This window comes from Caulobacter sp. GW821-FHT12A07 (assembly GCF_058807655.1).
This window is the reverse complement of sequence record NZ_JBXAQX010000003.1, coordinates 1-12,864: the sequence shown is the minus strand read 5'-3', so window position 1 is coordinate 12,864 and position 12,864 is coordinate 1. Positions and strand designations below refer to the sequence as shown.

Genomic DNA, 12,864 nt, shown 5'->3' with positions numbered 1-12,864 from the left:
TCACCCCGAGATCCGGCCAGGCGAGAACAGGTTCGACGGCAGGTCCACGCCGCGGGCGTGCAGAACTTCCATGAACCGCGGCCGAACGCCGGTGGCCTCGTAGGCGCCCGCGACCTTGCCGTCGATCGTCCGCCCCGCGCGGCGGAAGCGGAAGATCTCCTGCATGCAGATGACGTCCTCCTCCATGCCGGTGATCTCCGAGACCGACACGATGCGGCGGGCGCCGTCCTCCATCCGCTCGGCCTGCACCACCACGTGGATGGCCGAGGCGATCTGGCCGCGCACCGAGCGGGCGGGGATGTCGAGCCCGGCCATGCCGACCATCTGCTCGACCCGTGAAAGGGCGTCGCGCGGGGTGTTGGCGTGCACCGTGGTCATCGAGCCGTCGTGGCCGGTGTTCATGGCCTGCAGCATGTCGAAGGCCTCGCCCGAGCGGACTTCGCCGACGATGATGCGGTCGGGCCGCATGCGCAGGGCGTTTCGCACCAGCTCGCGCTGCTGGATCTCGCCCTGGCCCTCGATGTTGGCCGGGCGGGTCTCCAGCCGGCCGACATGCGACTGCTGGAGCTGAAGCTCGGCGGAGTCCTCGATGGTGATGATCCGCTCGTGGTCGTCGATATAGGCCGACATGGCGTTGAGCAGGGTGGTCTTGCCCGAGCCGGTGCCGCCCGAGATCAGCACGTTGCGCCGGGCCTGGACCACGGCCTCCAGCACCAGGGCCATCTCGCGGGTGATGCTGCCCAGCTCGACCAGGCGGTCCATGGCCAGGGGCACGCGCGAGAACTTGCGGATCGAGACCAGTGGGCCGTCCACGGCCAGCGGCGGGATGATGGCGTTGACGCGCGAACCGTCGGCCAGACGGGCGTCGACCATCGGCTGGCTCTCGTCGATCCGCCGGCCCACGGCCGCGACGATCTTGTTGATGATCCGCACCAGGTGGCGGGTGTCCTGGAAGCGCACATTGGTGCGCTGCAGGCGGCCGGCCCGCTCCACATAGACCATCTCGTGGGTGTTGATCAGGATGTCGGTGACGGTGTCGTCCTTCAGGAGGGGCTCGAGCGGGCCCAGGCCCAGCAGCTCGTCCAGGATCTCATCGACCAGTTGGTCGGTCTGGGCCGGGGTCAGCAGGCGCTTCTCGTCCGCCAGCAGGCCGCTGACCGCGCCGCGGATCTCCTGGCGCAGGGTCTCGCGCGGGGTGCGGTCCAGCAGGCTGAGGTTCAGCAGGTCGATCAGCCGCTGGTGCAGCCGCACCTTCAGGCCAAGAGCGTCGTCGATCGGCGGGGCCTGGGCGAATTCGGCCGCGGCGGCCTGGCTTTCGATCCGGTGGGTTTCTTCACTCCACAGCATGGCTATCTCCCGGCCTGGGCGAGCGCGACGGGCTGGGCGGGAACCAGCGTGTCGGCCAGGCGGGTGATCGCCGCCTCCAGCTTGGTCCCCCGGCGCACGGCGCTCAGCGCCACGCCCTGGTTGATCGCCTGGTGCATGAGCTTGCGGTCTTCGGGAACCACGAGGTCGAAGGGGCGGCCGATGGCCTGCTCGGCGGCCTTCAGCGACAGGCCGCTGGCGTTGTCGGGCTCGACCTGGTTGCAGACCAGCGTCAGAGGCACGTCGTCCAGGCGCTGGGCGGCCAGCATGTGCAGCTGTCGGCGCACCAGATGCACGTGCGGCACCGACAGGTGGGTGACCAGGACGATGCGCTGCGACTGGCGCAGGAGGCGGTTGGTCCAGGCCGTCCAGACCGTGGGCAGATCGACCAGGGTGGTTTCGAAGTCGCGGCGCAGGGCGGCGATCAGGCCGTCGACGACGGTCGGGCTCAGCGCCTCGACCGGCATCATCTCCTGCGGCGCGCCCAGCACGGCCACGCCGCTGCGGTGGCAGGGCAGGGACGTCGCGAACGGCATTTCCTCCACGGCGCCGCCGGCCGCCAGCACCTGGCCCACCGTCACCGCGTCGCCGACATCTAGATAGAGGGCGGCCACGCCCATCTGCACGTCCAGATCGGCCAGACAGACGCCGGAGCCGCCGGAGCGCCCGGCCAGCATGACCGCCGTCTGGGCCGCCAGCGAGGTCGCGCCGACCCCGCCGCCCGCCTTCAGCACGCTGATGATCTCGCCGCTGCGCTTGTGGGCCCGGCCGGTGTCGAGCCGGCAGAAGATCCGCTCCAGGGCGATGGCCAGGGTCGTGTCGCTGACCGGAGCCGGCAGCACGTCGGCCGCGCCCTGGTGCAGTAGCCGGCGGGTGGCGTCGATCTCTGCGCCGCGCATGGCTACCAACACCTCGATGCGGGCGGCGCTGCTGGCGATACGCTGGGTCATCCGCTCGACCTCGGCCGGATCGGCGCCGTTCAGCCCCACGATCAGCAGGTCGAAGGTATGGGCGGCGCGTTCGGGCCAGGCGCAATCCAGCAACCGGAAGGTCACGGCCGGGAACATCGCCGACAGCATGGCCACCGGCGGATCCGCGCCGAGGCCCACGCCGCACAGCCCCACGCGCCAGGCTGTGGGGCGGCTGGGCGGGGGCGGTGGGGCGACGGATTTCGGGCGACCGAAATGGAGCAGGCTCATGACAGGCTCTCTCCGCTGAGTGTCGACGTCATGGTGGGAAGGGTGAAAGGCGCGACGCCGAAGATCTGCAGGGCGGCGCTCTGGAAGGTCAGGCCGGTCACGCTGACGCTGACCAGCGGCTCCATGTCGGGGGCGTAGGGGTTGCCCACCCGGCCGATGCCGACATGGTGATAGGTGACGGTGACCTTGGCGGCCGTGATCTCGGGATCGTAGTGCTGCATCTTCGTCACGACGGCGTTGAAGGTGCTGTTGTTGAAGGTGTTGCCGGCCAGGGTGGTCCCGGCCGTCTGGGTGCAGCTGGACGAGGACCCGGCGCAGCTGAAGGTCACGTTCGGCGCCGTTCCGCCGCCAGGGATGTTCTGGGTCAGCCCGTCGTAGTTGGCCATCGCCGAGGCGATCATCGGGCTGACGACGGCCAGGCGCACGCCTTCGCGGGTGGCGGTCTTGGCGGTGTTGATGGTCCAGCCCAGCCGGCCCATGTCGATCACGGCCAGCAGCATCGAGACGAAGGCGAAGCAGACCAAGCCGAACTCGGTCGCCGTGGCGGCGCCGTCGTCGCGGGCCAGCCGCCGGATGAGAGGTGTGAGGCGGGTCATTCTGTCCACGCCTCCTGGGCGCTGACCGTGAACGAGGTGAGGGTGACGCCCGTCAGCGGGCCGAAGGACTCGATGTAGGGCGGGGTGGCGGAGACCTGCACGCGCGGCACGCCGGTCATGTCCTCGTAGCGCCCCAGATAGGCGCCGCTGTTGGCGACGCAGGAGAAGCTGACCGTGACCGTGGCGTTGCTGGTCCAGGTGGCGATCAGGGGCGTGCCCGAGGCGTCGACCGTGCCGGTGCGGGTGAGGTTCTGGGTGTTGGTCAGGTTCTGGGCGGCGCTCGTTCCAGTGAAGCCCGCGCAGTCCATCGGCAGGCGGGCGGCGTAGCGGGCCGCGTCGCGCACCGCCGAGACGGCGATGTGGTAGTTCCAGAACAGCCGTCCCGCGCCGACGAAGGCGAAGCACAGCAGCACCATGAACGGCAGCACCAGGGCGAACTCGACCGCCGCCGATCCGCTGCGCCCGGCCAGTAGCCGGCGGAAGAGGGCGGGGCGGCTAGTCATAGAGCCGCACCGAATAGAGCTTGGTCTCCGCGCCGACGGCCGAGACGTCCGTCGTCGCGCCGATGACCTCGCCGTAGATCGAGTTGCTGACGGCCGGGCCGATCAGGAACAGGTCGACATAGGCGATGACGTGCACCGTCGAGCTGCCGTGGACGTTGTCGGCGTTGCAGTTGACGATGACGGCCGAGATCGTGCGGCGATCGGGGGTGATCTGGGCGCCGGTCTTGTTGCACTGGGGCGCGGCGTAGTCGTGCGAGCCGCTGGTGGCGGTCTGGCTGTCGGAGAAGGCGCCGGCGGGCTTGGAGATCGTCCCGTTCAGCATCGCCAGCTCCCATTTGTAGACCTGGTAGCGCGTGGGGCTGGTGGCGCCGGCCACCGGCGCGGGGCCAAAGGCGTTCCAGCCCGTGCCGGTCGCGCCCGCGGGAACCTGCGGCGTGTAGGTGGTCGGGTTGATGCCCGAGTGGTTGGTGGCGAAGTACTGGGCGACGTTCCAGATGCCGCTGCCGACCACGCTCGACTGGTTGCAGTCGCGGGGCAGGCCCATGCCGGCGGCGACCGCCGCGCTGCTGGAGCAGCTGTTGCTGGGCACGGAGACGCTGGGCGTGCAGGCGCTGTTGCCGGCCGCAGTCTTGGAACCGACCATGGTGTTCATCGCCGGCAGGTACAGCGGGTCGCTCTTCAGCCCGCTGGCCGAAGACTTGTAGATGTCGAAGCGGACGTTGAAGTAGTCGTCGGCCGAGGCGATGTTGCCGGTCTGGGTCTGCACCGTGGTGCCGAAGCACTCGGTCAGGGGCGGGCTGCGGCCCATGGCGTTCTTGACGTCGGCGGCGCCCGAGCCGACCGACAGGAAGCCGAAGTTCCCCGGTCCCCAGGCCCCGTTGCCGCCCGGGGGCGGGGTCAGGACGAAGTTCTTGCCGATATAGTTGTCGCCGTCGAACGTCAGGCTGGCGGCCTCGTTCGGATTGCAGATCATCAGCGGCGGCGACTTGCAGATCGCCGTGCCGTAGCCGGCCACCGCCCGCGCCGTGGCGTTGAAGCCGGACGCGCCGGTCAGCGCCCCGAACACCAGGCCCCGGGACCTGGGGGCCAGGTTGATGCGGATGAACTTGGCGGTGGCGTCGGTGCTCGCCGTGACGTCCGGATCGCGGCTGGAGAGGAAGGTGATGTCGCTGGCGGCGACGGCGACGTTGCTTTCGTAGGTGTCGCCCAGGGCCTGACGGTTGCTGACCAGGCTGCCCATGGCCGCCGTCTGGGCCCGGCCCATGGCGCCGCTGGCGCCGTCCAACTGGCTGGCGCCGGCCAGGGCGGCGGCGTCGACGGCGTTCTCCAGTTCCGCCCGCAGCGCCAGGGCGCGGCTGACGTCGAAGGCCAGGCCCCCGATCGCCACCAGCCCGATCAGCGCCACGCCGGTGAGGGTGGCCACCGTGCCCGAACGGTCCTGGACAAAACGCCGGAGAAGGGAAGAAGCGCGCGACATGGTCAGTTGGCCGGACTCTTGGCCGCTCCCTTGTTGTCGATGCTGGAGGTGCTGGCCTGGACCGGCTGGATCACCTGGTTCTTGCCGTAGCGGGTGGCCGCCAGGGTCGCGCGGACCCCGTCGCCGCCCGGCTGCAGCACGCCCTCGTAGCGGGCCTCCGGATCGGCGATCTGGGCGGCGAGGTTGGACCGCAGCGCCACGCCGAAGTCGGGCGACAGGTCCTTGCGGGCGTCGGCGCAGCCGGCGAGGGCGGCCCCGGAAGCGGCGAGCGACGCCGCGGCGAGCAGGATCCTATTGAAGGACATGGCCTTGAGGCGCATCGGCCCCTCCCTTGGACGTGGACGGCTGACTCGACTGGGTCTTGCCCAGCAGGAACAGCTCGGTGTCGGACGGCGGAACGAAGCGGTCGGCGGGCGTCGCCTGCCGGGCCCGCGTCGGCCGCACGAGATGCGGGGTGACCAGGATCACCAGCTCGGTCTGGTTGCGCTGGTAGCTGGTGGAGCGGAACAGCGAGCCCAGGATCGGCAGGTCGCCCAGCATCGGGAACTGGCGGATCTGGTCCTGGTAGTCGTCGCGGATCAGGCCCGCGATCGTGAAGGACTCGCCGTCGCGCAGCTCGACCGTGGTCTTGGCCCGCCGCACCTTGATGCCGGGGATCCGCAGGCCGTTGCTGACGAACGAGGCGTTGGGGTCGATGCTCGAGACCTCGGGATTGACCACCAGGTTCACCAGCCCGTCCTGCAGGACGGTGGGGGTGAAGGCCAGGCCGATGCCGAACTGTTTGAACTCGACCGTGATCGTCGTCTGGCCGCCGCTCTGGTTCTGGGCCACGGGGACGGGGAATTCGCCGCCGGCCAGGAAGTTGGCGGTGTCGCCTGACATGGCCGTCAGGTTCGGCTCGGCCAGGGTCTTGACCAGGCCCTTCGTCTCCAGGGCGTCGAACAGCACGTCCAGGTCGACGTCGCCGGCCCGCAGCGGGAACTTCAGCAGGCCGAAGGTGTCGGTCAGGGTGCTGGCCACCCCGGTGTCGCCGGTGCCGATGACGAAGTTGTGGTAGTTCGCCGAGGCCGGGTTGGCGGTGTTCATGTTCAGCCGCAGGGCTTTGGCCGTGGCGCGTTCCATCTCGACGATGCGCACCGACAGGGTGACCTGCTGGCTGCCCTGCACCGACAGCATGTTGACCACCTGGCCGGGGGCGTAGCTCTCGGCCAGGGCCGCGGCCCGGCCGGCGATCGCGCCGCTGCTGGCCGTGCCCGACAGCACGATCGACTGGTTGCCCGAGGCCACCTTCAGGCCGTCCTCGTCGGGCAGGGCCTCGCGCATCCGCTGGCGAAGGGTCTCGACGTCGGCGCCGACCACCACGTTGGCGGCGGCCACCAGCCGGCGGCCCGGGCCGTAGGCCGTGAGGGTCGTGCCGCCCAACTTCTTGCCGACCACATAGACCGACCGTGAAGTCAGCGGCAGAACGTCGGCGGTGTCGGGGTTGCCGATCATGATGTCCGTGTACGGAGCGGGCAGCTCCAGCACCTGGGCCTTGCCGACCGCGACATTGACCTCGACCTTGCGGATGGCGGCGTCGGAGAGGGCGGCGGGCTGGGCCTTTACGGTGGTCGGCAGGGCGACCGCCATCAGCGGCAGCAACCCGGCCGCCGCGGCCAGCAGCGTGTGTTTCAGGGTCATGTGAGCGGATCCTGCGCCGCGCGCCGTCCTGGCGCCGCGGCTGGAGGGATGAGGAGCGGGCGCGGCCATGGTCACAGCCCCACCCGATAGCCGGTGGTCTCGACGCCGCGCGTCACGCGGACCTCGGTCGACATCGGCGGCATGGTCGTCGTCGCGGGACGGCGGACGGGCGGACGGCGCGGCGCCGAGGCCCGCACCGGCGCGGCCGCGGCCGGGCTGGAGACGGGCGTCGGACCCATGCCGCGCGACAGGTCGGCCAGGGTCATGGTCCGGCGACCCAGCGGCGACTGGTCGGAGATCTGGCGCAGGGCCAGCGACAGCGCGCCCACGGCCTGGGCCAGGGTGATGGCCTGGGCCTGGTCGGGCGTCACCTCGACGGTGATCGCCTTGACCACCACGGGCTTGTCGGCGCTCTGGTCGTCGGACTGATCGACGCCCACGACCCGCACGTTCTCGGCCAGCACCTGGGTCAGGCTGGTCTCGGGCTGGTTGTTGTCCTTGCTGCGGGTCAGCATGACGTCCACCCGGTCGCCGGGCAGCACGAAGCCGCCGACGCCGGCCACGTCGTTGGCGCGCAGCGACACAGCCCGCATGCCTTCGCCCAGAGAACTGGCGAGGTTGGAGCGTCCGCCCGCGCCGGAGACCCGGTCGGCCAGGATCGGCTCGTTGGCGGCGATGTCCTTCAGCGCGATGCGGGCGCCGCCGGGGCCGGAAGCGGCCTCGGGAATGGTGCGGAACGCGCCCTGGGGCACGGCGTCGGCCGGATAGTGGGCGACCTTCAGCACCGCGCCTTGCAGCTTGAAGCCCCTGGCGAGGGGTTGCGAGGCGACGACGACAGGCGTCGAGCCGGTTTCCTTCAGGGCCGGGGCGTCATCGCGTCCGGCGCTCATGTAGACTCGCGCGGCGAGCACGGCGCCCAGGCCCAGCACCGCGGCTGCGCCCAGGGATATGATGGTCTTGGTCTGCATCGTTCGACCCCCTCCCCACGTCGACGTCGGGCCTGTCCTAGCCCTTCGCCATGGGTCGGCGACGCGGCTTGCCGCCCGCGTCGCCGACGACTTGGTTCAGCAGTTGGCAGCCGACGGATTGGCCACGCAGGTGGCGGCGTCGGTGATGGCGGTGCCGATGTTGGTGCCCAGCAGCACGGCCGCCACGGCGATGGCGCTGCCGATGATCGCCAGGATGAGGGCGTATTCCGCCGCGGCGGCGCCGTCTTCCTCCAAGATCAGATTGCGCAGAGTATTCATTCGCATTTCCTCCTCTTAATGTCCTGCCCGAGCTTCTATTGTTACGGGCGAAGAAGAGGTTTCCCCCTTCGGAGGGAATTAAGATCTTAATGGATTGGTAAGTAAATACATCGATCGGCCTAATTAAAAAGCGCTACGGTTTCCTGGGGCGCATATGTGATGCGCACTATTTTGCAGTACTGGAGGGGTAATGGTCGCGTCTCGGGTGAATACATCTCTACGTGTGTAGCTGGTCGCGGCGTCGCAGGGTTGTCGGCGCGCCGACTTTCCCCGGACGCCGCGACCGGACGTCAGAGGTCGCGAGCCCTCGTCGGGCGCGCCAGCCGGGCCGCGAGGCTCGGCAGGGCCACCAGCGTCAGCAGGGTGGCCACGGCCAGGCCGCCGATCACCGCCGTGGCCAGGGGCTTCTGCACCTCCGCGCCCGCACCGTGGGCCAGGGCCATCGGCAGGAAGCCCAGCATGGCCACCAGGGCGGTGGTCAGCACCGCCCGCAACCGTGACATCGCCCCCTCGACGGCCGCGACAGCCGGCGCCAGGCCCGCCTCCAGCCGCTCGCCGATGGCCTGCAGCAGCACGAGGCCGTTCAGGGTCGAGATCCCCGACACGGCGATGAAGCCGACGGCGGCTGACACCGAGAACGGCATGCCCCGGGCAGCCAGGGCCAGGGTTCCACCCACCAGCGCCAGGGGCGCGCAGGCGAACACCAGCGCCGCCTGCCGGGCCGAGCCCAGCGCCAGGTAGAGCAGCCCGCCGATCAGCAGGGCGACGGCCGGAACCAACAGGCCCAGCCGCGCCTCGGCTCGTTGCAGGTTCTCGAACTGCCCGCCCCAGCTGGTCCAGGACCCGGGCGGCAGCTCGACCTCGCGACCGATCGCCGCACGCGCCTCGTCGACGAAACCGCCCAGGTCGCGGCCGCGCACATTGGCCTGCACCACGATGCGGCGCTTGCCGTTCTCGCGGCTGATCTGGTTGGGACCTTCGCCCTCCTTGAAGCGGATCACCGAGCCCAGCGGCGCGAAGCCCGCCCCGTCGTTGATCGCCAGCGGGGTCTGGGCGACCACGGCCAGGTCGTTGCGGGCGGCGTCGGGCAGCCGCACCACCACGTCGAAGCGCCGGTCGCCCTCGAACACCCGTCCGGCCTCGCGACCGGCCAGGGCGATCTGCACCGCGTCGGCGGCGTCGGCCGCGTGCAGGCCATAGAGCGCCGCCGCGGCCCGATCGACCTCGGCGGTGATCATCGGCAGGCCCGAGACCTGCTCGACCCGCACGTCGGCCGCGCCCCGGATCTTGCCCAGGGCGGCGGCCACCTCGCCGGCCGTCCGCTCCATGGCGGCCAGGTCGTCGCCATGGATCTTCACCGCCACGTCCGAGCGCACGCCCGAGATCAGTTCGTTGAACCGCATCTGGATCGGCTGGGTGATCTCGTAGGCCGAGCCGATCTGGCCGGCGGCCGCCTGCTCGATCTTCTCGACCACCTGGGCCTTCTTCAGGCTGCGGTCGGGCCAGTCGCGCGTCGGTTTCAGCACCACGAAGGTGTCGCTGATCGACGGCGGCATCGGGTCGGTGGAGATCTCGGCCGTGCCGGTCTTGGAGAACACGAAGGCCACCTCGGGAACCTTCAGCAGCGCCTTCTCCAGCCGTCCCTGCATCTCGATCGACTGCTCGAGCGAGGCGCTGGGCGTGCGCAGGGCCTGAACCAGCACGTCCTTCTCATCCAGGGTGGGCATGAACTCCCGCCCCAGCGACAGGAAGACCAGCAGCCCGACCAACACCGCGCCCGCCGCGCCCAGGCCGACCACCAGCGGCCGATCGACCGCCCAGCGGGTGGCGGGCTCGACCAGCCGTCGCGCCAGGCTCTCGACCCGGGTTTCCTGGTGCGCCGTCGTGGGCGCCTTCACCAGCAGCGCCGTCATCGCCGGCACGAAGGTGAAGGTCAGGACGAAGGCGCCGGCCAGGGCCAGCATCACCGTCGCCGCCATCGGCTGGAACATCTTGCCCTCGACGCCCTCCAGCGCCAGCAGCGGGGCGTAGACCAGCAGGATCACCGCCTGGCCGAAGGCGGCCGGCTTGGCCATCTTCGCGGCGGCGCCGGCGGCTTCCTCCAGCCGCTCGGCCAGGGTCAGGTCGCGGCCTTCCAGCGCACGGCGGGCGCCCATTCGGGTGAGGGTGCTCTCGACCACCACCACGGCCCCGTCGACCAGCAGGCCGAAGTCCAGCGCCCCCAGGCTCATCAGGTTTCCGCTGACCCCGAAGCGGTTCATGCCGATCACCCCGACCAGGAAGGCCAGCGGGATGACCAGGGCGGTGATGAGCGCCGCCCGCACGTTGCCCAGCAGCAGGAACAGCACCACCACGACCAGCAGCGCGCCCTCGGCCAGGTTCCGGCGCACGGTGGCGATGGTGCGGTCGACGAGGTCGGTGCGGTCCAGCACCGTCTTGACCGCCACGCCCGGCGGCAGGGACGGGGCGATGGCCTTCAGCCGCTCGCCGACCGCCTTGGCCACCGTGCGGCTGTTCTCGCCGGCCCGCATCAGGGCCGTGCCGATCACCACCTCCTCGCCGTTCTCCTGGGCCGCGCCCAGCCGCGCGGCCTGGCCGATCTCGACCGCCGCGACGTCGGCGACGCGCACCACCAGGCCGCCCCGGCTGGTCACCGGCGCCGAGGCCAGGTCAGCCAGCGAGGTCACCCGCGCGTCGGCCCGCACCACGAAGGCCTCGCCGCCGCGCGAGATGTAGCCCGCGCCTGCGACTGTGTTGGCGTGCTCCACCGCCTCGACCAGTTCGTTCAGGCCCACGCCATAGGCCGCCAGCCGCGCCGGATCGGGCCGCACGGCGTACTCCTTGACGTAGCCGCCGATGGCGTCGACCCCGGCCAGGCCCTTGGTCGTGCGCAGCTGCGGCGTCACGATCCAGTCCTGCACGGTGCGCAGATAGGTGGCCTTGTCCTTCTCCGAGACCAGCCGCTCGCCCTCGGGCGTCAGGTAGCTGCCGTCGGGCTGGGGACCAGGAACGCCGGCGCGCGGCGACTTCACCGGCCTGTACTCGACCGTCCACATCATCACCTCGCCCAGGCCCGTGGTCACCGGGGCGATGGCGGGCTTGGCGTCGGCCGGCAGGTCGCCGCGCACTGCCTCCAGCCGTTCGGCCACCTGCTGGCGGGCGAAATAGATGTCGACGCCTTCCTCGAAGACGGCGGTGATCTGGCTGAAGCCGTTGCGCGAGATCGAGCGGGTCTCGACCAGGCCCGGCACGCCGCCCAGGCCCGTCTCGACCGGTGTCGTCACCCGCTGCTCGATCTCCTCGGGCGACAGGGCAGGCGCGACCGTCGTCACCTGCACCTGCTTGTTGGTGATGTCGGGCGTGGCGTCGATCGGCAGCTTGAACAGCTCCACGACCCCGAACGCGGCGACGGCGAGGGTCGCGGCCACCACGGCGAAGCGGTGGCGGACCGAAAAGGCTACGAGTTTGCTCAGCATGGCTCAGTGATCCCCATGCCCGGCTTCGCCCTTGGCCAGTTCGGCCTTCAGCACGAAGGCCCCGCGGCCGGCGACCCGCTCCCCGGCCTTCAGGCCCGACAGGATCTGGGTCAGGCCCGCGCCCGACTTGCCCACCGTCACCGGCCGGGCGCGGAAGCCCTTGGCCTCGGCGACGAACACCACCGGCGCGCCTTCCAGGGTCTGGACGGCTTCGGACGGCACGGCGAGGGCGCCGCCGCTTCCGGTGGCGAAGGCGGCGCTGACCGCCGCGCCCGCCGCCAGCCGGCCGCCGCGCGGCCGGGCGCGGACCACGGCCGCGCCAGTGGCGTCCTGGGCCATGGGGGCGACGCCGACGATCACGGCGTCGGTCTCGGTCCCGTCGGGGCCGAGGATGCGCAGCGACGTCCCGACCTTCAGCGCGGCTAGCGCCTCTGCGGGCGCGTTGAACACCGCCTCGACCTGGCCGGGATCGGCCACCTCGGCGACCGGTCCGCCCTGGGCGACGAAGCCGCCCGGCGCGACCGGCAGGGCCAGCACCACGCCGGCGATCGGGCTGCGGATCGTCACCAGCCCCGAAGCGCCGGGACCGCCCGAGGCGGCGCTGCGGGCGCGGGCGGCGACGGCTTGGGCCTCGGCGCGGGCAGCCAAGGCGCGCGCGGCCTCGACCTCCTGGCGGGCGGTGACGCCGGCCGCGAACAAGCGTTCCTCGCGAGCCAGGGCGGCGCGAGCGGCCTGGGCCTCGGCGGCGGCGGCGCGGGTCTCGGCGGCGAAGGCGGCCGCCTCGGCGCTGCGGATGCTCGCCAGCGGCGCGCCGGCGGCGATGGTCAGGCCGGGCGCGGCCAGCACCCGTTCGACCGAGCCGCTGACCGGCGCCGCGACGGCGGCGCGGCCGCCGGGGGCGGCGACCACCCGGCCGGTCAGCCGCAGGTCGCCGACGCCCGCCGGGGCGGCGGTCACGACCGCGACGCCGGCCGCGTAGGCGGCCTCGGCGGTCAGGGCGACGAAGCCCTCTTCGGCGGCGTGGTCCTCGCCATGCTCGGTTTCACCGGCCTCGGCTCGCGGGATAGGGCGATTGGTCAGCTGGGCAAGGCCGTAGCCGGCCCCCAGGGCGACGACCACGGCGGCCGTGGTGGTCAGGATGCGTGCGTCGAGTTTCATGGTCAGCCTCCGAACGGAGCGCGGCCCGTCAGGCGGGCGATGTCGATCTCGGCGCGGGCCTTGGCCAGGCGCGCGTCGAGGGTGCGGATGCGGGCCAGCCCCGTGAACACCGCCAGCCGCAGGCGCCGGCTCTCCTCGGCGTCGCGTTCGCCGGGCGCGTATA

General features: G+C 71.4%; 11 protein-coding genes. All 11 read right to left on the bottom strand.

Annotated features, from left to right (window positions below; all coding sequences use genetic code 11):
- Entirely contained in the window at nt 1-1,347 is a 1,347-nt protein-coding gene (locus AC1RRS_RS06795; protein ID WP_487292284.1) for a TadA family conjugal transfer-associated ATPase, read from the bottom strand.
- 2 nt (nt 1,348-1,349) lie between these two features.
- A complete protein-coding gene (locus AC1RRS_RS06790; protein WP_492854475.1) occupies nt 1,350-2,564 on the bottom strand; it encodes a CpaE/TadZ family protein in 1,215 nt (404 codons plus the stop codon).
- Nucleotides 2,561-3,160: a TadE/TadG family type IV pilus assembly protein gene (locus AC1RRS_RS06785; RefSeq protein WP_492854474.1), complete on the bottom strand. Its 600-nt coding sequence runs from the start codon at nt 3,158-3,160 to the stop codon at nt 2,561-2,563. The genes AC1RRS_RS06790 and AC1RRS_RS06785 overlap by 4 nt, the downstream gene beginning before the upstream one ends.
- Complete coding sequence (locus tag AC1RRS_RS06780) at nt 3,157-3,663, bottom strand: TadE/TadG family type IV pilus assembly protein (protein WP_487292287.1); 507 nt, start codon at nt 3,661-3,663, stop codon at nt 3,157-3,159. The genes AC1RRS_RS06785 and AC1RRS_RS06780 overlap by 4 nt, the downstream gene beginning before the upstream one ends.
- Entirely contained in the window at nt 3,656-5,086 is a 1,431-nt protein-coding gene (locus AC1RRS_RS06775; RefSeq protein WP_492854473.1) for a pilus assembly protein TadG-related protein, read from the bottom strand. The genes AC1RRS_RS06780 and AC1RRS_RS06775 overlap by 8 nt, the downstream gene beginning before the upstream one ends.
- Nucleotides 5,087-5,142: 56 nt before the next feature.
- Nucleotides 5,143-5,460 (bottom strand): hypothetical protein, encoded by a 318-nt coding sequence (locus AC1RRS_RS06770; RefSeq protein ID WP_492854472.1) that lies wholly within the window; start codon nt 5,458-5,460, stop codon nt 5,143-5,145.
- Nucleotides 5,432-6,820: a type II and III secretion system protein family protein gene (locus AC1RRS_RS06765; protein WP_492854471.1), complete on the bottom strand. Its 1,389-nt coding sequence runs from the start codon at nt 6,818-6,820 to the stop codon at nt 5,432-5,434. The genes AC1RRS_RS06770 and AC1RRS_RS06765 overlap by 29 nt, the downstream gene beginning before the upstream one ends.
- 71 nt (nt 6,821-6,891) lie before the next feature.
- Complete coding sequence (gene cpaB, locus AC1RRS_RS06760) at nt 6,892-7,788, bottom strand: Flp pilus assembly protein CpaB (RefSeq protein ID WP_492854470.1); 897 nt, start codon at nt 7,786-7,788, stop codon at nt 6,892-6,894.
- 96 nt (nt 7,789-7,884) lie between these two features.
- Nucleotides 7,885-8,073 carry a Flp family type IVb pilin gene (locus tag AC1RRS_RS06755; protein WP_199228579.1) on the bottom strand — a complete coding sequence of 63 codons (189 nt, stop codon included), beginning with the start codon at nt 8,071-8,073 and terminating at the stop codon, nt 7,885-7,887.
- 284 nt (nt 8,074-8,357) lie between these two features.
- Complete coding sequence (locus AC1RRS_RS06750; protein ID WP_492854469.1) at nt 8,358-11,543, bottom strand: efflux RND transporter permease subunit; 3,186 nt, start codon at nt 11,541-11,543, stop codon at nt 8,358-8,360.
- 3 nt (nt 11,544-11,546) lie between these two features.
- On the bottom strand, nt 11,547-12,701 hold the full coding sequence (locus tag AC1RRS_RS06745; protein WP_492854468.1) for an efflux RND transporter periplasmic adaptor subunit: 1,155 nt from the start codon (nt 12,699-12,701) through the stop codon (nt 11,547-11,549).
- Between the last annotated feature and the right edge of the window lie 163 nt (nt 12,702-12,864).